Below are 21,371 nucleotides of genomic sequence, written 5' to 3'. Positions count from 1 at the left end.
TCTTCCGATCTCATCGTTAGTTGCGTGCTGGTAGAGATAGCTCAAAAGGGGCCAACTCTCTTCTTGTGTCCACCCTTGAAAATGCAATGTGAAAGCTGGATTCACGTAGAGCGCCTTTCGTCCACTTAATGGATGGGTAATGACAACAGGGTGCACAGCATCCTGAGTGGCGGCTTCTGCATTGCCAATACGTTGCCCACCTTCGTGGCGATAGGCCCCTTGCGCCCCGAAAACATGGCGGCTGGAATGAACTGCGTTAAGGCGAGACAACGTTTCTTTTAGACCATCTGACAACCCGTCATATGCTGCGTACATGGACGCAAAGAGCGTATCGCCACCTTTCTGTGGGAGGTCCCGCGCAACGAGCACAGATCCCAGAGCAGGTACTTGGTCGTATGAATGATCCGTATGCCAAGCCCCACCTATATTGGTGGTTTGGTCCTTTTCTTTACGAACCTCGGCGATTTCAGGATGGGTTGGCGTTGCCTTGAAAAAGCGATTGATATTGATAGGGCCAAAACGTCGCGCGAAGGCGATGTGCTCGTCGGGCGTTAGGGTTTGGTCGCGAAAGAACAGCACACCATGATCGGCAAAGGCATGCTTCAACAGCGTTGCTTGACTGTCGGAAAGGTGGCGCAAGTCAATTCCCTGCACCTCTGCCCCAACACCACTTAATGCCTTTATCTGCATCCTCGCCACCTATGTCTCTATTTCTTGCCCAATAGTGTTATTGTAAATGCATATGGGTCAAGATCGATTTTGAGGTGAGGCGGGCTAGGCGGCCCGCACTCGGACCAAGAAATTGTCGACTTCATCACGCAATCGGGTTGCCTGAATGCCCAATTCGCGGGCTGCGGACAAAGATTGCTCTGACGCCGCACCGGTTTCCGCCGATCCGGCTTGTACAAGACTAATCGACTGAGACACTTCAGATGTTCCGTTGGCAACGTCGATCGTATTACGCGTGATTTCATTGACCACGACCATCTGCTCCTCCACGGCGGCGCTGATCGAAGCGGAGATTTGATTAATCTCACCAATGGTCGTGCTAATGCCAGAGATGGCCGCAACTGCTTCATTCGTCGCCGCTTGAACCTCATTGATCTGGACTGAAATCTCATCCGTAGCCCGAGAGGTCTGTTCCGCAAGGCTCTTTACTTCTGAGGCCACAACGGCAAAACCTTTGCCGGCCGCACCAGCCCGAGCGGCCTCAATCGTGGCATTAAGGGCCAGCAAATTGGTCTGTGAGGCAATGTCAGAGATTAATGACACCACTTGCCCAATCTTTTCGGCTGCCCGTGACAAAGCGTGAACCGTGTCGTTGGTCGCGCTAGCACGTTCCTCCGCTTGGCGCGCAATCATTGCTGCGGAGGTGACTTGCTGGGCAATCTCACGGATGGAAGCACTCAGTTCCTCCGAAGCGGACGCCACAGTCTGAACATTAGCCGAGGAAGTGGCCGCGCTATGTGCCACTGAGTCGGAATGCGCGCTGGTCTCACGGGCGGTACGGGCCAATGCCTCTGAGGTTGCGGTAAGTTCGGCTGCCGAGGCAGCGACAATTTCCACAACTTGGCCGACAGAGTGTTCAAGGCTATCAGCCAGGCTGCTCATCATGGCGCGCTTTTCTGCTTCTGCGCGCTCGCGTTGCTCTGTTTGGCTATCGGATAAGGCTCTCACTTCCCGTGCATTGGTTTGAAATACCTTCAGCGCTGCAACCATTTCGCCAATTTCATCCTTTGATGCAAAGCGGTCGATATCGCCATCCAACTTACCATCGGCTAGAGCTCGCATCTCCGCCGAGATCGCCACAACGCGGGCTGCAACGCGGCGGTTGATGAACCAAGTCAAAAAGCCAACCATCGCCAATGAAACAATCGCTTGGAACAGGGTGAACATAACCATGTTATTGGCAGCGTCTGAGATTTTGCTGGACTCGCTATCGAGGTCGCGGCCCGCAAGCGTTACCAATTCCTCAGCCGTGGCAAGTGCGCCCGAAGACTCTCCAAAGAAACTGTTTAGGTCCATGCCATAGTTGCCGGTTGCCGCATTGGCGAACAGTTTGGAACGCGTTTGGGCGTAGGTGCCAAAATAGGCCGCTTCAATTTTTGCAACCGCTGCTTTAACCGCCTCTGGTGTTTGGGGATGAGCCGTGCGCATCTTGATTTCGGTCATGGCAGCCTGGGCACGCGTTGCATAGACCGTAGCCTGACCTAATTGCTCAGCCGAGATTGGGGATTGAGTGGCGGTTGCGATGGCCAAAATTGTGCGCTCTCGTCCACCAAACTCCCGCAATTCCCAGGCCAGGCGCTGAATCGCTTGCAAATTGATCACGGCACTGGGCGCTACAGCGTCGGCTGGCATCAGTTCAGAATCAAGTGACCGAATGGCCTCTACAGTAGCCTTTATACTTGCTGGGACCGTACGAACGAGGTTGGGATCCCGCATGTTTGCATCTACAGTAAGAGCTGGATCGGCACTCCCTCGTAGAGACTTGATTCGGTCGAGGTAATCGTTCAGCGATTTCGTAAACTGATCCGACTGATCGAGATGCGGCGTGACCGCAACTAATGAGCTTAACTCTCCAAAGCTTTTGTCGACCGTTGCTCGCTGCTGCGACAGGAGGCCAGACAATTCAGCCGGTAAGGCTGTTGGTAGGTTAAGGCCAACTTGAGTAAGGGACCGCTCAAGAGATAACTTTGTCGTAGCATCATACAATTTGTCGCTAACCAAAACCGACGACACCAATGCTTGACCAGCTTGTCGCTTTTCCAAAGACTGCGAGAGTGCGAAGGCAGAACAAACAATTGTTGTAAGTGTAATGCCCGCGCAGGCAGCCATGGCGATGGTTTTCATTGACATGAGCGACTCCAATTTAAATCTAATCGGAGGATGCTTTAATGTTAGCTTTGTTTCTTATTGCTTAATTTGCATCTACATATGACGGATGCGTGAAATTATTCACAAAAACGTGAATAGTTGTGCAATTTTTACTTAGTGATCCGCAAGAATTATGACAACCTAAGCTAGTTGAACTGTCGTTCTGGGCCTGCCATGGTGCAACTGGCTTGGAGCCAACGCAAATTGATACCAACCCGATTTGCACCTTCATCTGCCCAGGAATAAGAAATGGCGCGGGGATTGCCTTTTTCATGAACGTAGAGCGTTAATGAAGGCCGGTTTGTGCCATAAGGCCACTCGACCATACGTAAACGCAAATAGAACTCGCGCGCTGGCGTTTCGTCAGTTTTTACGGAAAGCTCACCGCCCTGATCATGAATCCAACCGCGCTCAAACGTCCAACTTTCTAAACCGATTCCAGCGTCGCCGTGCTTCGCCCCGCGCAACACTGAGGTCCAGCATGTGAAAGGCCGGGCCTTTCTGAGCTTGTGCGGTACATTCGCCTTGTTCCCATAAACATAAGCGCCAGTTTCGTCGACCGCCTGATCTAGAATGGTAATGCTGCGATTGCTCAGGACCAAGCTGTCCGTGATGATCAGCGTTTTGCCGGTACGCTGGGACTTAACTCTACAGGCACTGGGCTTCATAGTGCCAATGAACTGCTGCTCTTGGCGACGCCAAAAGACTTCGCAGCCTGGGTAAAGCGTCATATTTGCCGGACTAAGGACAGTAAGTTTGCTCGGATCTAAATGCGCTCCCTTGATCGCTTGAGCTTGTGCCGCCGAAGGTGCAAAAATTTCAAGCTTAATCGCCTTCTCGGCTGCATCTATGGAAAAGCGATATAAGCGCTGGCGATAGATTTTATTTGGGTCATTGTCGGAAAACTGTTCCACATAGAACATGTTTGGACCGAATGCTGGCAATGTCACCGGCGCAAAAATCGAGTGTATCCGGCCATTGCGTTCACTGTCAGGCGTGTTGAGTTCGCCATCAAAGTAGACTTGTAGATCATTGTCATAGCGGCCAGGAAAATAATCTAGGAGGAGGCGGAGATCCTTGGCCAAAACGTCTTGCGCGTTGGGAGCCCGCTCTTGTGCTGTAACCTGGGGAGCTAGGCACGCGATCAGACCCAGAAAAACGAAAGCAGTCCAAGAAGGGAGAGATTTCGCGTTCATGAGCGCCTCCTGTGGGTTGTAACAGTGCAAAGCATTACGGCTCTTGTTCACAAAAAAGCCCGACGCAGGATGCGCCGGGCTGAATTGCTGCGGTCAGAAAGGGATCAGTAATTCACCTTCAGCTCAAGGCCTACGCTGCGACCGCGGCGCGGCATGAAGAAGAAAGCGCGGGGGCTGCCTGTGTCGATTCCTGAGGCAGCTGCACCGGTCAGGCCTGCTGCCGCTGCTGAACCTTGGAAGACGTCAAACCAACGGGTCGCGATGGGGATAGTGTCTTCATCAGTTAAGTTCTTACCCCAGAGCGACAACTTCCAACGTTCGCCACTAACGCCAACACGCCCACCGACCAAAGTGGTCTCCCCAGTTTCGGCACCGCCGTGGACCTGGATGTATTTGGTTCCTTCATAAGAAAGATCCGCCGACGCAAACAATTCCAAGTTTGCACCCAATTGACGGGTATAGTCGATGTTGAAACTGGCTTGGTCAGCCGGAACAAGGGGTATCTTGGCCCCAACGATCGAACCATTCGCCCCCGGCAGTGGGACCACGGAGCCGTTTGGCAATGGTGGTGGATTTGGCGAACCAGCAACGCGACGTGTGCTGGTGCAGGTAGTACCGATCTGATATCCGCCGGAAGTCAGCGTATACTGGAACTCATCACAGCCTTCGGTGAATTCCGTGCTAATGTGAGAATAGTTCACGCTGAAGCCTAAATTGTCGGTCACGCGGAAGCGGAAATCCGCTTCAAATCCCTTAATCTCAGCATTACCTTGGTTGGTAACGATCGAAGTCAAAACGCCGGACGAACCCGATACCGCTGTGGTGAGCTGCATCTTGTCAGCCTTCGTATCATAGGCTGACAGAGCCAAGGTCCCGCGACCATCAAACAAACGGGCCTTGTAGCCGATCTCGTAGTTGGTCGAAGTTTCAGGCTCGAATTGAGGGAAACCATTCGCAATGCCCAAAGTACCGTTCAAGCCGCCTGGTTTGGTGCCCTCAGCATAGATGGCATAGATGGTTTGATCTTCATTTGGCTTCCACGTCAAAGTGGCACGCGGTGTGAAGGAGTCAAATGTTCGGGTGTCGTCATAGGTCAAACCACCAACTGGCACGCCCGCGACGTTTGCACCACTCACGAAGCCCGTGCAAGTTGGGGCTACAATTGGGCTGGTTCTTACGGCAGCACAGAAATTCTGGGTCGACCGCTTTTCAGCTTGCTGACGTGCTTCAAGGTCCAATGAAAGGGTTTCTGTAATGTCAAAGCCCAAGCGGCCGAAGATAGCGCCATTCGAGGTGGAGTTGGTCAAGTTCTTTTGCGTCATGATGACGCCATTTACAGGGGTAGCTGCCGCGCCTGCATCGACCGCAAAGTCAATCGAAAATCCAGTCTGATCAAGGCTATAGCCATACAAGCCTAACATCCAACGGACGCGTTTATCTTGTGGGGAAGACAGCTTCACCTCCAACGACATGTCCTTTGACTCGGTAGTCCCTGAGCTTCCAAACAATGAGTTTGAAGCCGTGATCCCATTAGCACCAACAGCTTGAGGGAAGGATGCCCCATTCAGGAAATCCGAGTCCGAACCAGTCTTCAATGTTTCATCCCGGAAACCATAGCTGACGTTGACGCTGTAGTCATTTGGCAGGTCGACATCTGCGATGAGTGATCCGAAAGTAAGGTCGCGCTCAACGCCCAAGAAGGGAGCCGCTGGCCGGGTTCCATTGCCGCCTGTGTTTTGGAAATAGACACCTGTATCCTTGATAACGCCGCAGAACCATTGGTTTGGATTGTTATCCGTTGTGGCGGCTGCACCACGATAGGCATTTGAGCGATACCCTGGGAAGCAATTATTCTTGCTAGAGGGTTGGAAGCCAAAGGCGCGTGGACCATCCTCATCTTCTGCATGCACGACACGAGCGCGCAAGGTAAAGCCTTGAATTGGGCGAGCCTCTAAGACCCCACTAACAGACTTGGTTTGCTCTGAGCCAAGAGGCTTATCATCGCGGGCCGCGGAATTCCCCCATTCGCCATCATAAGTATAATAACGCGCGGCCAAACCACCGGAAAGCCAAGAGGTGATCGGACCTGCTAAGCGCAGATTCGCGCTCTGCTCATTATGGGAACCAATCGACAGCGTCGCGCCAGCCTTCAAAGAATTGCCTGGACTGTTGGTGATGAAGTTGATGGCACCAGAATAGGTATTGCGGCCATAGAGTGCCGATTGTGGACCCTTAATCACTTCAACGCGGGTCACATCGGCCAAATCGATCGAGGAAATGTCACCTTGATAGTAGACCCCGTCAACGAAATAAGCGGTACCAGCTTCCACACCTGGCTGCGTCCCGGCAAGGATCGAGGCAGCACCACGAACAACGGGCCGGTCTGTTGCGCGACCGAAGGCTTTTGAGAACGAAAGGCCGGGTGTGAAGCGCGCTAGATCATCGATTGCTTGAATGTTTAACCGCGACACATCCGATGCCCCAACGGCAGTTACCGCGACCGGCGTTGAGATAAGTGTCTCTTGAGTCTTCCGAGCCGTTACAATGATCGTCTCAACTTTAGAACGATCTGCTTCCGTGTCCGATGCTGCTTGGGCGAAGGAAGTACCTGGCATCGCAATCGCGAGGGCCATCAGGGCTGCAGAACCAGTCAAAAGTAAGCGCTGTGTCATATGGTCTTCCTCTTTGGAATGTGGTCCCCGCTGAACGCACCGGCGGCTGGATCACGGATGATGACATTTGTGTAAAGAGTATATCAAATTCTGGGAAGGTCTATTCTGTGAAAATTTATCGCGTTGTCTTGCTTTAGTGGCCAATGAGCAACAGTTGCGGCAAACAGGGGCTCAGAACACGCCGCTATGGACTTGGTTGAGTTGGCATCAAGCATACGCGAGAAACCGGCCTCTGCGGTGAAGCTGGGCCATGATCCAATAATTCTAAAGCTCTTTGTAGGCCGAGATCAGGCCTAAAGTGTCGCGAGGATCGCCTTGCCCATATCGGCCGTCGAGAGAGTTCCGCCTAGATCAGCCGTGCGTGCGCCCTGGTTGAGAGCTGCCTCAACAGCCAGAAACACACGGTCAGCAAGGTCAACTTCACCAAAGGACCAGCGCAAAGCCATCTCGAGCGACAAAATCGCGGCCACAGGATTGGCGAGACTTTTGCCTGCAATATCAGGCGCAGAACCATGAATAGGCTCATATAGTCCGGGCTTACCCGCATCGCCCAGCGCTGCCGACGGCAGCAACCCAATGGAACCCGTGCAGGCAGCTGCGAGGTCAGATAAGACATCGCCAAACAAGTTATCCGTCAGAAGAACATCAAATTGCTGCGGGGCACGCACCAATTGCATGGCCGCATTGTCGGCATACATGTGCTCGAGCTGAACATCACCATAGTCGCTCGCGTGCAGTGCTGTGACCTCTTGCCGCCATAGGAGACCAGATTCCATGACATTGGACTTTTCTAGGCTGGTCACCTTATTTGAACGTTTACGTGCAAGCTCAAACGCCACCCGTGCAACCCGGCGGATCTCGTCGCTGGTATAAACTTGGTTGTCAAAACCGCGCTTAGTGCCGTCCGCCAACGTCTCGATCCCACGTGGGGTACCGAAGTAAACACCTCCGGTGAGTTCACGCACAAAAACGATGTCTAGGCCTTCGACCAAGTGCCGCTTCAAGCCTGACGCATCGGCGAGCGCGGCAAAACAAAGGGCAGGACGAAGATTAGCGTAAACATCCATCTCTTTACGAAGGCGTAGCAAGCCCATCTCGGGGCGCAACTCACGAGCAACAGAAACCCATTTCGGCCCGCCGACAGCCCCCATCAGCACTGCTTGGGCTGATTTCGCCTGTGTCACTACCGCATCCGTAATGGGCACGCCATTGACATCGAGGCTTGCCCCACCAAACAAGGCTGTTTCAACATCGAGCTTGAGACCATGATACGAAATCAACCGGTCGAGCACACGCTCAACCTCATTCATCACTTCGGGGCCAATACCATCACCAGGCAAAAGAAGCAGTTTGTTTGTCATCCATCGCCCATAGCCACGAAATGCTTGGCTGTCACGAGACAATGCTGAGGTCTTTGTCAGGCGGCTTCGCGGTAACCAGCTGACAAGGCGGGCTGAGAGATTCCAGCATCCGCTTCGTAGGAGTTGAAACCAGTTTCTTCGGCTTGGCTATCGAAGATCATGGCCTCGATTTCTTCCGTAGGAGCAACAAAAAACGCTAACGGTCCGACGGCAGCGGCCAAACCGCTCAGAAACCCTGGATCGAAAAATAGATCGAGCACGAAATCTGCCTCTGTCTGATACCATTAACGAATTAGTAACAGAAGTTAAGCAGATATGAACGGCTTTGAAAAGCATTTTATCTAATTTTTTTAATACCTTCAGCCCAACCAAGGCGTCATTAACTTTCTTTTGTGTTCATACTCCGAGATTTGATTATGCTGCATCAGACTCTGTCCGATTTCGTCCAACCCCTCTAGCAAAGACTTTTTTCGACCTGGATCGATCTCAAAATGGTAAACACTTCCATCTGGCGCAGTTAAGGTCTGGGCGGCGAGGTCAATTTCAAATCGCGCGTTTTGACCATTGGCTTGGTTCATCAATGCTTCGACTTGCGCGGCTTCCAAAACCAAGGGAAGTACGCCGTTCTTAAAGCAGTTATTGAAAAAGATATCGGCAAAAGAGGTGGAGATTACGCATTCGATCCCGTAATCCAAAAGCGCCCATGGTGCGTGTTCCCGCGAGGAGCCGCAGCCAAAATTAGGCCCTGCAATCAGAATCTTGGCCCCCGAATAGGCTGGCTGGTTCAAGACAAAGTCGGGATTTGGAGATCCATCAGACAAAAATCGCATGTCAAAGAAGAGACCGCGCGATAGCCCTGTGCGTTCCACTGTCGACAAAAACTGCTTTGGAATAATCTGATCGGTATCAATATTGGCAACCGGCAGGGGCGCTGCATGGGCGGCCAATTTGGTAAACTTCTTCATTGGAGTTGTCCTAGTTAGAATATTGGTGATCGCACTTTAGGGCTCATTGACGGTGATGCTAAACTTACCACCGGACTTTTCGATCGTGATCATCTCTTTATCTTGTGACTTGATCTCCAGCGTACCTTCGCCGTTGGGATCGAACTGGCCCGTGAAAACAGCACCTTCCCTGTCAGTACAACTCACCTCCTCCAAAGCACTTAACTTAGCTTCGGAAGCCTTAGTCAAAACCGGGCTGCAATTGAGGTTGCCATTGGCCTGCTCCTTTTGAAGTGCCTTGACTACCGTACCGCGAAATTCGCCTAAGACGCCGCCCATGATAGCTTTCAACCAAGGGGCGTCATTCAGCCTTAATGTCTTTTCGGGATCTGGTGCTGGCTCTGTTTTGCCTTCAGTGGCACTCTCTTCAGCTGCCAACTGCGCAGCGTCTTTGCCAGCCTGAGGCGGCGGGGGCGCCTGCATGGTGCGAGGATTATCAATGGCTTGGAAGGTGGGATTGATGTCCACCGGTTTTGGCTTTGTGGCCTGATAGGCCCCCAACCCAAAAATGGTGGCACCGATAATCATGAGCGGCACAAACATGCCCGAGCCTTGTCGCTTCGCCATTTTTGCTAAACCTCAAATGCAGCCACGACGGGGACGTGGTCACTGGGCTTTTCCCATGCCCGTGCATCTTTGTGAATGGTAAAACTTTCTCGAATGAAGCGGGATGCAAAGTCGGTATTGGCCCAAATATGATCCAGTCGGCGACCACGATCATTCTTGGTCCAATCCGGAGATCGATAACTCCACCATGAAAACACTTTCTCAGATGGCGGATGGGCAACCCGCGCCAAATCCACAAGCCCACCGCGCGTAAGGATCCGTCCCATAGCCTCAGTCTCAATTGGCGTATGGCTGACAACATTCAGCAGCTGCTTGTGACCCCAGACATCATATTCACCGGGTGCGACATTCAAGTCGCCAACCACCACTAATGGATCAGAGCTCTTGCGGGCAGCATAATGGGCCTCCATCCGATCCAGAAACGATAGCTTATGATCAAATTTCGAATTGATCTCAGTATCAGGCTCATCGCCACCGGCAGGAACATACAAATTGTGGATTACGACACCCGCAACTTTCACCGAGGCGACACGTGCCTCGTCGTGACGACAAAAAGCAGGCTCTTCGGCCTCTTCGAGGGGCAATCGCGATGCAATCGCAACACCATGCCAGCCCTTCTGCCCGCGTATATGTAAGTGCGGGAGGCCCATCTCAGTAAAGGCTGCGGATGGAAACTCGCCATTGCGGCACTTGATTTCCTGCAAGCACAAGACATCCGGGCGATATTCTTCAACGAAGCGCTGTACCAGCCCCGCGCGCAGGCGAACAGAATTGATGTTCCAAGTGGCAACTGAAAGACGTGTCATCCGACTGGCTTAAGCGACTTGGGAGAAATGGGAAAGTGCGCTAAGCGGCAAAGTATGGGAAAGACACTTTATGACAAGATTTGGGATAACCACGTTGTTGGCACGGCCGAGGACGGTGTTTCGCTTCTTTACATCGATCTACACCTAATCCATGAGGTCACCACCCCACAAGCTTTTGCGGGATTGAGGGCCGCAGGCCGCAAAGTACGGCGCCCCGACCTCACGTTAGCCGTCGCCGATCACAATACGCCCACAGAAAACCAAGCTGCAGGGGTGGATGCAGTTGCCGATCCAGAGGCACGTCTGCAATTACAAACCCTAAGCCGCAATGTCGCCGAGCATGGGATCGAGTTCTTCCCAATGGGCGAAATCCGCAATGGCATTGTCCATGTTGTTGGACCCGAACAAGGCCGGACTCAACCTGGGATGACGATTGTCTGCGGGGACAGCCATACCTCCACACATGGTGCATTTGGTGCTCTCGCCCATGGCATTGGCACCAGCGAAGTTGAACATGTTCTGGCGACACAAACCTTGCGCGCCCGCAAAATGAAGAACATGGCGGTTGTGGTTGAGGGAACACTTGCGCCAGGTGTTGGCGCGAAGGACATCGCATTGGCCATTTGCGCGAAAATCGGGACCGCAGGCGGGACCGGCCATGTTATCGAATATCGGGGCTCAGCAATACGCGGCTTATCCGCAGAGGGGCGGATGACGCTTTGCAATATGGCGATTGAGGCAGGTGCACGAGCTGGCATGGTCGCACCCGACGAAGTTACCTTCACCTACTTGAAGGGCCGTCCGTCTGCGCCCAAGGGCGCCGCTTGGGATCAAGCTGTATCCTTCTGGAGAACACTTGCCAGCGATCAAGATGCGGTTTTTGATCGCATAGTTGAGATCCGCGCCGAGAGTATCGCTCCCCTTGTGACTTGGGGCACCAGCCCCGAGCAGGTAGTGGCGATCGATGGAGTGGCACCAGACCCTGAGCGATTTAGTGATCCGATCGAACGGGAAACCGCGCGGCGGTCCTTAGCCTATATGGGTATTGAAGCTGGCCAGAAAATGACTGAGCTAGCTGTTCAGCGCGTCTTTATTGGATCTTGCACCAATTCTCGGATCGAAGATCTAAGAGTGGTCGCTGACCTCGTTCGCGGCAAACGAGTGGCAGAAGGAGTTCGTGCTATGATCGTGCCGGGATCCGGGCTCGTACGACATCAAGCCGAAGAAGAAGGCTTGGACGAAATTTTTCTGGCGGCAGGCTTTGAGTGGCGCGAACCGGGTTGTTCGATGTGTTTGGGGATGAACCCAGACAGACTTGCGCCTTTTGAACGCTGTGCATCTACTTCGAACCGCAATTTTGAAGGCCGCCAAGGCCGCGATGGGCGCACCCATCTCGTCTCACCCGCAATGGCAGCGGCCGCGGCCCTCACAGGTCGGTTAAGCGATGTCCGGGAACTACTGGTCTAAAGGGGGAAACCTTTAGCGTGCCGGTTCGCCACGAGCCAATCTGACACATTGGGCGACCCAGTTTTCACGGTATACCCGCGCACCAAACGTTGGTAGGTTCTTGGACAACCAAGCCACTTGGTCGATATTCATCGTGGCGATCTGATAGAAGTAATAAATGCCTTGGTCATTGAGCCAAGCCTTGTTCTTTGGACCCACCCCGTCGATCAACAAGAGTTCATCTGGATTGGCGCGACGACGCGACCGCGGGGGAGCTTTGCCGATTCCCGCCAAACTAACTGCCTCTTCCAAAGCCTCGGGTGATAAAGCGGCCAATGGCGATGGAGTGAAGTTCGAATTGCTTATTGGCTCTGGTGGCGGGGGCGGCGGGGGTGGCGCGACAACTTTCACTTTTCGCTTTTTGACAGGCACGGGTGCTGACACGACGGGTTCCGGAGCCACCGCGGGCTCCGCAATAGCCTCAACTACAGGCTCAACTTTCTTTCGTCCGCGCTTTGCAGGCTCATTAGCGGCAGCGATAAAGGCCACGGGAGAAGCTTCCGCTTCCTGAACGCGTTTTGTCGAAGTCATTTGCTCTGGCATAGGCGGCGTTTCAACGCTGCCGCCGGCATCCCTACCCTCAAAAAACAAAACGCGGGCCTCAAGATATTTGTTGCGCCATTTCAACGCAGCGACATCCTCACCCATGCCGTCCCCTTCGCGCAGCTTCGCGTTTTGGGCAGCCAATTCATCGGCGCGAGATCGGAGTTCAGCCAACTCAGCTTCGAGTGCTGCCGCTTTGCGCGTCCCTATTGCGTCAGCGAGTATCGAGCCCGCTCCGGCTGTAACCTGTCGCTTCAACTCATCGCGCTCTTCGCGGACAATACGAAGCTCTTCTTGCAATTCCTCCGTGTTGCAATTGCAGAGATTGAGTACGCGGGCCAGAAAAGCGCCGATCGCTGCGGAGACCAGCACGATCAGAAGCATTTGACTTAACAGAAACATGGCTTTGGTCCTTGCCTTCCGTGAGCAGGGTGAATGGGCTTTTAGTTCGACCCAATAATTTTGAATTCGATTCGACGGTTTTGTTCCCGTAGTGGGCTATCCGGCTGACCGGGAGTATCGCTATTGCCATTCGGGAAGTCATTCACCAAGGGCTGGCTTTCGCCATATCCCTTAGCAATGACTTGGTCAGCAGGCACACCCTTTGATATCAAAAAGTCGCGGACCGTGTTTGCGCGCTGCTCAGACAATCTCTGGTTGAGATCAGCCGCGCCCCCCGTATCGGTATGGCCGCCGATTTCAATTTTAAAAGTCGAACACTCTTTTGCAACGACTGCAACGCGGTCTAGAACCTCTTGACCAGCAAGCAACGGGCTACTGCCCTTTTCAAAGCGAATGAAGCCACTTTTCCCGGCTTCAGCTAGACGACTTTGGCATGTAACTTGTGCTTGCTGAGAAGTAGGCTCGACGGGCTTTCCGGAAGCCGCTACGCCCACTTCAGGGGTGGTTGGCAAGGGCGAACGTACCACTGCTGAGCCGGGATAGCTGATGCCACGACAGTCAATTTTGGCAAAAACGCCTGGCAGAGAAACGCGATCCTTTACGGCTTCCACCACGGTCTGACAGGCGGCTTCGGCGGTCGCCTTATCTACCGCGTAACCGCTAATCATCAAACGCTCTTCGAAAGTTTCTGCTCGCGCGAAAGTAAAACCAGTCTTATCCAAGCTTTCTTGAGCCATGGAACGTGTTTCTTCTTGCAAAACCACCATCCGTTGATGGCCCACCCAAGTGAGAATTGCCAAACCTAAGGCACCAAGCACAAAGACTGGCCAGCAATTCTTTGGATTAAGCATGCTTTGTTTGCCGTTTCAGTTTTTGAAGCTACAAGCCAAGTGAACGAAAAGCACTCGCTTGGCCTCATGATTGAATAATAGGGAAAACATCTTCATTTCAACGGCACTGGAAAGCAAGTGCACTCGCGTCTGGCGTGCAAAAAACACAGCATTTTGCGGACTTCACTCTCCCATTGGGGCAATCTCACGCTATGAGGAAGACATGATCCACGACGTGACAAGCCCGCAGAACAATCTGGTCAAATTAGCCAAGTCGCTTGACCGCAAGAAGGCGAGAACAGAGTCTGGCTTATTTCTCGCTGAAGGCGCACGCCACGTTGGTGAAGGACTTGACTTGGGTTGGGACCTCGAAGCGCTATTGTTCTCCGCAGCTTCAGAGTCGCGGCCCGCCGTACAATCCCTTGCTCAACAGGCCCTTAGGGTCGGCGCTAGAGTAGCGCGTGTTTCCGATCGCGTGCTTGAAGCCGTGGCAAAGCGCGACAATGCCCAGTCAGTTTTAGGCCTATTCCGTCAACGCTATACAGCGCTGACAGATTTGGCTGACACTCCCTTGATTATCGCGTTGGAAAGGATCCGCGATCCTGGCAATCTTGGGACAATTCTGAGGACCTTAGACTCAGTTGGTGGTGGTGGAATTGTGTTGCTGGAAGAGAGCTGTGATCCGTTTTCAATTGAGGCGGTGCGCGCCAGCATGGGATCGATCTTCTCCGCACCCGTAGCTAGAGCAAATTTTGTGGAATTTGATGCGTGGCGAAAAATGCAGGGCTTCAAGATGACTGGGACCACACTCAAAGGCTCAACCCGCCACACCGAAACAGATTTTGGTATTAAGACAGTCCTTTTGATGGGAAATGAACAATCCGGCATTCCAGATTCCTGGGCAAACGCCTGCGATGCTTTGGTGCGCCTTCCTATGGCTGGGCGCGCAGATAGCCTTAATCTTGCAATTGCAACGGCGGTGACAACTTACGAAATCTGGCGGCAAAAAGGCTTTAAAGGAGCCCGCGATTAGATGGCTCAGAAACCGACAAACCAAGTGAAATACACATCAACTCGCCTAGCGCCGATCTTAGCTGCGGATGATTGGTCTGATTATGCGCTAATCGATTCTGGCGATGGTCAAAAACTCGAGCGGTTCGGTCCATATACATTTATCCGTCCAGATAGCCAGGCTCTGTGGCCGCGGCGCCTAAGCGAAAAAGAGTGGGTCTATGACGCAGCTTTTTCTGGTCAAGAGACTGAGGAAATGGGGCGTTGGCGCTTTGTCCGGCGTGTCCCTGAGACTTGGCCTATTTCTTGGGGAGGCATAAAGTTCCACGCTCGGTGCACCCCATTTCGTCATCTGGGCCTGTTTCCAGAACAATCTGTACATTGGCGTTGGTGCCGCGACCTTATTGAAGCACGTGTCAAGCAAGGCCCCAAAGCCTCACCCCCGAAAGTACTAAATTTATTCGGATATACGGGGGTAGCGAGTCTTATTTGCGCGAAGGCGGGGGCAAACGTCACACATGTGGATGCCTCGAAAAAGGCGGTCGGATTTGCACGTGAAAACCAAGCGCTAGCCGGGCTTAATGATCGGCCAATTCGTTGGATCGTTGATGATGCACTGAAGTTTGTCGAGCGTGAGATCCGCCGCGGCAACAAATACCACGGGATCATACTAGACCCACCAAAGCACGGCCGTGGACCGACAGGCGAAATCTGGAAATTGGAAGAGGGGCTAGACCGCCTCCTATCAGCTTGCGTTGAGTTGCTCGAAGACGATGCCCTCTTTCTAGTAGCAACCGTTTATGCAGTTCGCCTGAGTTTCTTGGCCCTTGATAATGGATTGGCGGCCGCACTTGGTGATCGAGCTGGTCAGCGCGAAGCTGGTGAAATGGCAATCCCGGAGCATGGGTCTAGTCGGCTGCTTCCGACCGCGATTTTTGCACGCTGGTCTCGTTAGAATTAATCCGAGATAAGCTGCGAAACGAACAAGATATTCAGCAGCCGCACGCTGATGTTTCTGAATCGTTAACCGATGCAGGTCAGTGAATCAGGTCGAAATGGACCTCTCTGCATCATGGCAGCTACACAGACTTTAAATGCTAAACCTTTGGCCATCGGCCTCAAGCACACCGGCTTGAGCCTTGCAACGCTGTTCTTAGCGCTGGGCTTGAGTGCAGGAGCAATTCAAGTTTTGGGTAATGAAGCAGATGCCGGGCCTAGCGCTATCCTCGAAGTGCCGCGCTATAATCCGGCGACAGCAAAGCCTGCGACGGCAAGTATGGAACCAAAAATTGACCTTGCGACGCAAGGTATGGCGATGGGTTGGTTACCATGGCGACTACCGGATGGTGCAATGACGCCTTGGCTGCCCGGAACGCCGCCGCCGAAGTCGCCTAGCGCGGCAGATCAGGCTATAAGCGAGGCAGAAGCCATGCGCCTGGCTACAGAAGCCAAAAGCCCAACCGTGACGGGTGCCGCAACGGCGGCCTCGGCCGCACAAATACCGACGGTATCCGGCACTGCTCGGATATTGGCTCCTTCATTTGGGACCCCAAGCACCGAAGGAGGTGTACAAGTCTATCGCGGACAAGTAGGCGCTCCCTTGACGCAGGCCCCAGCTGCCGGCGTCCACCAGCAAGGACCTGGTGGCTTGTTACCAATCATTGGAACCGGCAATAGAACTGTCTTTGACGTCTATCGCAAACCCTTTTCCGACACAGGTAGGCCAAAGGTTGCTTTGGTTGTTGGTGGCCTCGGACTTAATGCGAGGATTACTCAGCGCGCCATTGATGAATTGCCAGCAGAAGTGACCTTATCGTTTGTGCCTTATGCGGAAAATTTGCAGGGCTGGATCAATAAAGCGCGTGCAAATGGCCACGAGGTCTTAATCGAAATTCCGATGGAGCCTTTCGACTATCCAGAAAACGATCCAGGCCCGCATACCTTACTGACCACAGCCTCCGCTGATGAGAATCAGAGAAGGCTTGAATTTTTATTGTCACGCGCCAGCGGCTATTTCGGCGTCACCAATTACCTCGGTGGTAAGTTTGCGACGTCAAATGAATCAAGTAGCGCCCTCATGCGGCAGTTACGATCACGCGGCGTGGCCTTCATAGCAGATGGTTCTGCTTCACAACTTGATGCGGCGGCCAGTACAGCAGGGCTCCGTAATGCACAAGCCGATCGACTCATCGACCAGAGACCCTCAAGCGACGACATCGCAGCCCAGCTCGGCGCTCTTGAGGCCATGGCGACGCAACGGGGAGCGGCCCTCGGCTTTGGGGTTGCTTATAGTGTAACCATTGACCAAATTGCGCGGTGGGCGAAAGATGCTGCCCGACGGGGGCTTATCCTAGCTCCAGCATCCGCGGTTACATCATGAGTATAGAGACGATTCCTGCTCCACCAGAAGGCTATCGGCCGAATGTGGGCATCTTGTTGTTTGACATGCGGGGGTTGGTATGGGTCGGCAAGCGTCGTGGCTTTAACGGTCAACATGCTTGGCAAGCCCCACAAGGCGGAATTGACCGCAACGAGGATGTTGAAACCGCAGCGCTGCGGGAACTCGGCGAAGAAACGGGCATTGGTCCGAATCTTGTGTCGATTATCGGCCATACAACCGAGTGGCTGACCTATGACTTCCCTCCAGAAATGCAACGCGGGAAATTTCGCCGCAACAAAGGGCAGGCGCAAATTTGGTATGCTCTACGCTTTTTGGGCTCTGACCGCGATGTAAAGCTGAACGCGCATAAGCAAGTTGAGTTTGATGCGTGGCGTTGGGAGCGCTTGGAAGCGCTTCCAGATCTCGTTGTGCCGTTTAAGCGAGAGGTTTACACTCGGATTGTGCAGGACTTTGGCCATCTTGCTGCCGCCTAGCTTTATGTGGCATGACCTTCTGGTCGAAACGGTCGGAGATTATAGGTGGAAAAGCCAATTCTGATGATTCACGGGGTTGGATGCGGAGGCGACGCTTGGTCCGTTATGGCCCCCCTCCTGCAGGCTAAAGGCTGGTCACCTTATACCCCCACGCTTTACCCTCAATTCCGGGTCAAAGAAAATCCTACAGGTCAACTCTCCACACTTGGCTTGCATGATTATGTTGAGGCCGCCAAAGCCGAAGCAATGGCCATTGAACGCGCGACGGGCGAAGAGCCGATTTTAATGGGCCACTCAATGGGTGGCTTGATTGTTCAGAAAATGGCAGAGCAAGGCATTGGAAAGGCTGCGATTTTGGTCACACCAGCCCAACCAGTCGACTGCCAAGTCCAGGATCTGCGCGTCTTATTCACCTTTGCTAATGTGGTCCTAAAGGGCGATCCAAAGCTATCCTATAAAGTCTGGAAAACCGGCTTTCGCTGGGGTGTACTCAATAAGGTTGCACCAGAACGTCATGATGAGATCTATGCATCTGCGCTATACGACTCAGGCCTTGTTTATCAGCACCTAGGGAAGCCGACGACAGACCCACATCGGGTGGCCGTCATCAACGAACACGCGATCGAATGCCCTATTCTAACCATTGGTGCAGTACAGGATCGCGCAACAGTGATTCAAGCTGTACGCAAAGTGGCCCAAAAGTACGCCCGGATTGGCGGGGATTACCGTGAATATGATGGGGCGGCACACTGGATTATCGATGAGCCAAAAACTGCCGCCGTGACCGCAGACATTTGCGAATGGCTGGAGTCAAAAGGCCTATAATCGATCAGACAGAGAAAGCTTGGCCTAGAATCAAGGTTACTGCACAATGTGCAGAAAAAAGTGCAATCATACGATTTCCGTAACCGCGTGTTCACCTTGTTCACGGCAAACTCCTCGGACATGTAACCCTGTCCCGGATCCTGCCCACTTATGGCCTACCAAGACGCCGCTCTCATTGCCGAACCAGAACTCGATTTGGATCTGATCCGCGATTTCTTGATGCAAAATCCAAGCTTTGTGCGCGAAGACACAGAGTTACTGAACCGCATCGCGGCGCAGCCGAGCACCGGAAATGTGATTGCAATTGCTGATTTGGCGCGCGAGCGCATGTTACGGGAGACCCGAGCTGCCCGCTCACGGTTCGCAGCCATTGTTGAAACCGCGCGTGCTAATTATGAAGCCCAGATCCGCGTTCAAGAGGCCATTTTGGCAGTATTGGATAGCCAAGATCCCGAAGATCTGAATGAGCGTCTTTCGGGCCACGTAGCGTTCGCCCTTGCGGCAGACGTCTGTGTTTTGGCTGTCTCGGACTCCAACGCTGCCAGCCAAGCTCTCGATAAGGTGGGATCCGCGATTGAACGCTTGGTACCAACCCATCAGCCGACAGTCCTGGGTCCTATTGAGCGGTCACGTGCTTGGCTCTACGGGGATCGTAGCGAGCTGGTAAGCTCGGAAGCGCTGGCTCGATTGGAATTTGGGCCGACGCGCCGTTTGGCAATCTTGGCTATTGCCAGCCGTGACCCTGATGCATTCAGGCCTGACCATGGCGGCGAGCTCGTTACCTTCTTTGCCCGAGTGTTGGAGCGCGTTCTAACGCGCTTCGCAGCTGACGGACTGTTGTGAGCGAAGGCCCTCGTCAAGCCGAAGCATCTCATGATGAGGGCGAGGCCCTAAACCAAGCCCGCCTTGCTTGGCTGCACTGGCTGAAACACGAACGCCGGCTCGCAGGCAATACGCTTGAGGCCTATCAACGCGACGTCGATGCCTTCTTGACCTTTTTGGCACAGCATCGCGGCGAAGGTCTAACTTTGGCTAGCCTGCCAGAATTATCTGCCTCGGACTTGCGATCTTATTTGGCGCGACGAAGACAGGCCAATACCCCGTTTGGTGACCGGTCAGTGGCCCGGGCGCTTGCAGGGATCCGGTCCTACTTTTCATTTCTGGACCGGCGATTGGGCATGGCCAATACAAGCATAAGCTTCGTACGGGGTCCGAAGATCAAACCTTCACCCCCACGCCCGGTAACCAGTGACGCGGCCTTCGAATTGATCGATTTGGCTGAAAACGTCGACGCGGCTTGGATTGGCGCTCGGGATACGGCGGTCTTGACCCTACTTTACGGCTGCGGCCTTCGCATATCAGAAGCCATTGGACTGCGTGGAGCGGAGTTGCCCCTATCTTCAACACTACGCATAGTGGGGAAAGGTCAGAAGACTAGGCTTGTGCCCACACTACCCGTCGCGCGCGACGCTGTCGCTGCGTACGTGAGATTATGCCCCTATCCAATCCTATCAGACGGGCCATTATTCTTGGGCGCGCGAGGTGGTCCGCTTCGCGCTCGGCTGGTCCAAGCGAGTATGGCAAAGTTACGTGGGCAGCTCGGGTTACCCGATTCTGCGACGCCACATGCTCTGCGCCATGCGTTTGCGACCCACTTGCTGCAATCGGGTGGTGATTTGCGCGCCATTCAGGAACTTTTGGGCCACGCCTCCTTGTCGACAACCCAACGCTATATGGAGGTCGACCCAAGCCACATGATTGCCGTGTTTTCAAATGCCCACCCTCGTGCTTGAATCTAGGACAAACGGTCTGAGTAGTGCCTGAAAGCATACTTACTCGCATGTTCGCCTAATTTTTGCACAGCACACTCTGCCCCGTTTGCGAGCACGTCGCCGGTTCTATGCTCAAATTTTGAGCTAATCCGTTCGATTGCGCGGAAGCGGCAGGCCGACACTTGCCCAAAAGTGCCCGATTTCTAACGCTGCGGCTTGGATGGAGACTGGGCTAATTCTGAGCTCAAGATCGCAAACCTTGTGGGGAGCACGACGAACGTGACACGTATCGCAACACGCACACGACCGGAGCTTGGCTTCGAAGCGCTGGTAAGAGCTGGGCTGGCCGCCTTAGCAGCAGTGATTTTCGTAATGGCGAGTGGCTTGGTTTCACCAGCCCACGCACAGGACGCAGCCAATGCCGTCGCCGCTGCGACAGCACCGGCCGCCGAAGCGGCCCCTGCGGCGGCCAAACTTGTAGCAACTTTGCCAGAAAAGGTTGTCGACAAGGCAGACATCACGTGGATGATGGTCTCGACGCTGCTTGTTCTTCTGATGATTATTCCGGGCTTGGCCCTGTTTTATGGCGGCTTAGTTCGCGCCAAAAACATGCTGTCTATGCTGATGCAGGTGTCCACCGTAATGGTGATTGGCATGATTACTTGGATGCTTTGGGGCTATAGTCTTGCATTCACATCGGGCGGTGAAATCGACAGCTTCGTCGGAGGGTTTGACCGCTTGTTCCTCAATGGCGCTGGCCTCGACGCGGATGGCAACCCAGTTCTTGTGGCCACCTTCTCTACGGGTGTTTATATCCCTGAGCTGGTGTTCGTCGTTTTCCAAATGACATTCGCGGCCATTACCGCAGCGCTTGTTTTGGGTGGTGTAGCTGAGCGGATGAAATTCGCAGCTGTTGTGGTTTTCGCCGTTCTTTGGCCTCTTCTCTCTTATTATCCAATGGCACACATGGTTTGGTGGTGGCCCGGTCCAGACGGCCTGGCAGCCGCTTCAGCGCAAGGTGACAGCTACACATCTGGCCTGATCTGGAGCTTTGGTGCCCTCGACTTTGCTGGTGGTACAGTTGTGCACATCAATGCTGGGATCGCAGCTTTGGTCGGCTGTATC

At 53.6% G+C, this 21,371-nt stretch carries 20 protein-coding genes; 9 read left to right on the top strand and 11 right to left on the bottom strand.

Annotation, left to right across the window (positions count from 1 at the left end):
• The 9 genes from IOB61_RS15485 to xth form a co-directional block, all read right to left on the bottom strand.
• Positions 1 to 690, bottom strand: a 690-nt coding sequence (locus IOB61_RS15485) for a TauD/TfdA family dioxygenase (RefSeq protein WP_290818664.1), incomplete at its 3' end; no start/stop codon positions are given.
• 84 nt (positions 691 to 774) lie between these two features.
• On the bottom strand, positions 775 to 2,859 hold the full coding sequence (locus tag IOB61_RS15480) for a methyl-accepting chemotaxis protein (RefSeq protein ID WP_290818662.1): 2,085 nt from the start codon (positions 2,857 to 2,859) through the stop codon (positions 775 to 777).
• Between the two features lie 164 nt (positions 2,860 to 3,023).
• Positions 3,024 to 4,073, bottom strand: a complete 1,050-nt coding sequence (locus IOB61_RS15475) for a chromophore lyase CpcT/CpeT (protein ID WP_290818660.1) — start codon at positions 4,071 to 4,073, stop codon at positions 3,024 to 3,026.
• 104 nt (positions 4,074 to 4,177) lie between these two features.
• Positions 4,178 to 6,745 (bottom strand): TonB-dependent receptor, encoded by a 2,568-nt coding sequence (locus IOB61_RS15470; protein WP_290818658.1) that lies wholly within the window; start codon positions 6,743 to 6,745, stop codon positions 4,178 to 4,180.
• A gap of 293 nt (positions 6,746 to 7,038) precedes the next feature.
• The gene (gene leuB / locus IOB61_RS15465) at positions 7,039 to 8,106 is read right to left on the bottom strand and encodes a 3-isopropylmalate dehydrogenase (RefSeq protein ID WP_290818656.1); all 1,068 of its coding nucleotides are present in this window, start codon (positions 8,104 to 8,106) and stop codon (positions 7,039 to 7,041) included.
• Positions 8,107 to 8,162: 56 nt separating this feature from the next.
• Positions 8,163 to 8,366: a hypothetical protein gene (locus IOB61_RS15460; protein ID WP_290818654.1), complete on the bottom strand. Its 204-nt coding sequence runs from the start codon at positions 8,364 to 8,366 to the stop codon at positions 8,163 to 8,165.
• 99 nt (positions 8,367 to 8,465) lie between these two features.
• On the bottom strand, positions 8,466 to 9,071 hold the full coding sequence (leuD, locus tag IOB61_RS15455) for a 3-isopropylmalate dehydratase small subunit (protein ID WP_290818652.1): 606 nt from the start codon (positions 9,069 to 9,071) through the stop codon (positions 8,466 to 8,468).
• Positions 9,072 to 9,107: 36 nt separating this feature from the next.
• On the bottom strand, positions 9,108 to 9,653 hold the full coding sequence (locus tag IOB61_RS15450; RefSeq protein ID WP_290818650.1) for a hypothetical protein: 546 nt from the start codon (positions 9,651 to 9,653) through the stop codon (positions 9,108 to 9,110).
• A gap of 29 nt (positions 9,654 to 9,682) precedes the next feature.
• Positions 9,683 to 10,483, bottom strand: coding sequence for an exodeoxyribonuclease III (gene xth, locus IOB61_RS15445; RefSeq protein ID WP_290818648.1), 801 nt, complete (start codon positions 10,481 to 10,483; stop codon positions 9,683 to 9,685).
• 54 nt (positions 10,484 to 10,537) lie between these two features.
• Between xth and leuC the strand changes: the two genes are divergently transcribed.
• Positions 10,538 to 11,950, top strand: a complete 1,413-nt coding sequence (gene leuC / locus IOB61_RS15440) for a 3-isopropylmalate dehydratase large subunit (protein WP_290818646.1) — start codon at positions 10,538 to 10,540, stop codon at positions 11,948 to 11,950.
• A gap of 12 nt (positions 11,951 to 11,962) precedes the next feature.
• On the opposite strand, the gene IOB61_RS15435 is transcribed toward leuC, so the two are convergent.
• Complete coding sequence (locus IOB61_RS15435) at positions 11,963 to 12,934, bottom strand: hypothetical protein (protein WP_290818644.1); 972 nt, start codon at positions 12,932 to 12,934, stop codon at positions 11,963 to 11,965.
• A gap of 41 nt (positions 12,935 to 12,975) precedes the next feature.
• Positions 12,976 to 13,602, bottom strand: a complete 627-nt coding sequence (locus IOB61_RS15430) for an OmpA family protein (RefSeq protein WP_290818642.1) — start codon at positions 13,600 to 13,602, stop codon at positions 12,976 to 12,978.
• A 385-nt stretch (positions 13,603 to 13,987) separates the two neighbouring features.
• Here IOB61_RS15430 and IOB61_RS15425 point away from each other — a divergent pair, with 385 nt between their 5' ends.
• The 8 genes from IOB61_RS15425 to IOB61_RS15390 form a co-directional block, all read left to right on the top strand.
• On the top strand, positions 13,988 to 14,797 hold the full coding sequence (locus tag IOB61_RS15425; RefSeq protein WP_290818640.1) for an RNA methyltransferase: 810 nt from the start codon (positions 13,988 to 13,990) through the stop codon (positions 14,795 to 14,797).
• Positions 14,798 to 15,730: a class I SAM-dependent methyltransferase gene (locus IOB61_RS15420; protein ID WP_290818638.1), complete on the top strand. Its 933-nt coding sequence runs from the start codon at positions 14,798 to 14,800 to the stop codon at positions 15,728 to 15,730. It begins immediately after the preceding gene.
• A 117-nt stretch (positions 15,731 to 15,847) separates the two neighbouring features.
• A complete protein-coding gene (locus tag IOB61_RS15415) occupies positions 15,848 to 17,155 on the top strand; it encodes a divergent polysaccharide deacetylase family protein (RefSeq protein ID WP_290818636.1) in 1,308 nt (435 codons plus the stop codon).
• Entirely contained in the window at positions 17,152 to 17,649 is a 498-nt protein-coding gene (locus IOB61_RS15410; protein ID WP_290818634.1) for an RNA pyrophosphohydrolase, read from the top strand. The genes IOB61_RS15415 and IOB61_RS15410 overlap by 4 nt, the downstream gene beginning before the upstream one ends.
• 63 nt (positions 17,650 to 17,712) lie before the next feature.
• Complete coding sequence (locus IOB61_RS15405) at positions 17,713 to 18,474, top strand: alpha/beta fold hydrolase (protein WP_290818666.1); 762 nt, start codon at positions 17,713 to 17,715, stop codon at positions 18,472 to 18,474.
• A gap of 150 nt (positions 18,475 to 18,624) precedes the next feature.
• Positions 18,625 to 19,317, top strand: a complete 693-nt coding sequence (locus tag IOB61_RS15400; protein ID WP_290818632.1) for a DUF484 family protein — start codon at positions 18,625 to 18,627, stop codon at positions 19,315 to 19,317.
• Positions 19,314 to 20,267 (top strand): tyrosine recombinase XerC, encoded by a 954-nt coding sequence (locus IOB61_RS15395; RefSeq protein ID WP_290818630.1) that lies wholly within the window; start codon positions 19,314 to 19,316, stop codon positions 20,265 to 20,267. The genes IOB61_RS15400 and IOB61_RS15395 overlap by 4 nt, the downstream gene beginning before the upstream one ends.
• 258 nt (positions 20,268 to 20,525) lie before the next feature.
• Positions 20,526 to 21,371: ammonium transporter (locus IOB61_RS15390; RefSeq protein ID WP_367272864.1), on the top strand; the 846-nt coding region annotated here is incomplete at its 3' end.

It is taken from the genome of Aquidulcibacter sp. (assembly GCF_020253525.1).
Taxonomy (GTDB): Bacteria; Pseudomonadota; Alphaproteobacteria; order Caulobacterales; family Aquidulcibacteraceae; genus Aquidulcibacter.
Note: the sequence above shows the minus strand (reverse complement) of the source record. Positions and strands in the feature narration are given on the sequence as shown.

Bases quoted from the DNA above. Each gene is read 5' to 3' on its own strand.
- IOB61_RS15480 (WP_290818662.1), bottom strand. From the start codon at position 2,859: ATGTCAATGAAAACCATCGCCATGGCTGCCTGCGCGGGCATTACACTT.
- leuC (WP_290818646.1), top strand. From the start codon at position 10,538: ATGGGAAAGACACTTTATGACAAGATTTGGGATAACCACGTTGTTGGC.
- leuB (WP_290818656.1), bottom strand. From the start codon at position 8,106: ATGACAAACAAACTGCTTCTTTTGCCTGGTGATGGTATTGGCCCCGAA.
- IOB61_RS15425 (WP_290818640.1), top strand. From the start codon at position 13,988: ATGATCCACGACGTGACAAGCCCGCAGAACAATCTGGTCAAATTAGCC.
- IOB61_RS15475 (WP_290818660.1), bottom strand. From the start codon at position 4,073: ATGAACGCGAAATCTCTCCCTTCTTGGACTGCTTTCGTTTTTCTGGGT.
- IOB61_RS15430 (WP_290818642.1), bottom strand. From the start codon at position 13,602: ATGATTAGCGGTTACGCGGTAGATAAGGCGACCGCCGAAGCCGCCTGT.
- IOB61_RS15405 (WP_290818666.1), top strand. From the start codon at position 17,713: ATGATTCACGGGGTTGGATGCGGAGGCGACGCTTGGTCCGTTATGGCC.
- IOB61_RS15450 (WP_290818650.1), bottom strand. From the start codon at position 9,653: ATGTTTGTGCCGCTCATGATTATCGGTGCCACCATTTTTGGGTTGGGG.
- leuD (WP_290818652.1), bottom strand. From the start codon at position 9,071: ATGAAGAAGTTTACCAAATTGGCCGCCCATGCAGCGCCCCTGCCGGTT.
- IOB61_RS15435 (WP_290818644.1), bottom strand. From the start codon at position 12,934: ATGTTTCTGTTAAGTCAAATGCTTCTGATCGTGCTGGTCTCCGCAGCG.
- xth (WP_290818648.1), bottom strand. From the start codon at position 10,483: ATGACACGTCTTTCAGTTGCCACTTGGAACATCAATTCTGTTCGCCTG.
- IOB61_RS15415 (WP_290818636.1), top strand. From the start codon at position 15,848: ATGGCAGCTACACAGACTTTAAATGCTAAACCTTTGGCCATCGGCCTC.
- IOB61_RS15410 (WP_290818634.1), top strand. From the start codon at position 17,152: ATGAGTATAGAGACGATTCCTGCTCCACCAGAAGGCTATCGGCCGAAT.
- IOB61_RS15400 (WP_290818632.1), top strand. From the start codon at position 18,625: ATGGCCTACCAAGACGCCGCTCTCATTGCCGAACCAGAACTCGATTTG.
- IOB61_RS15420 (WP_290818638.1), top strand. From the start codon at position 14,798: ATGGCTCAGAAACCGACAAACCAAGTGAAATACACATCAACTCGCCTA.
- IOB61_RS15470 (WP_290818658.1), bottom strand. From the start codon at position 6,745: ATGACACAGCGCTTACTTTTGACTGGTTCTGCAGCCCTGATGGCCCTC.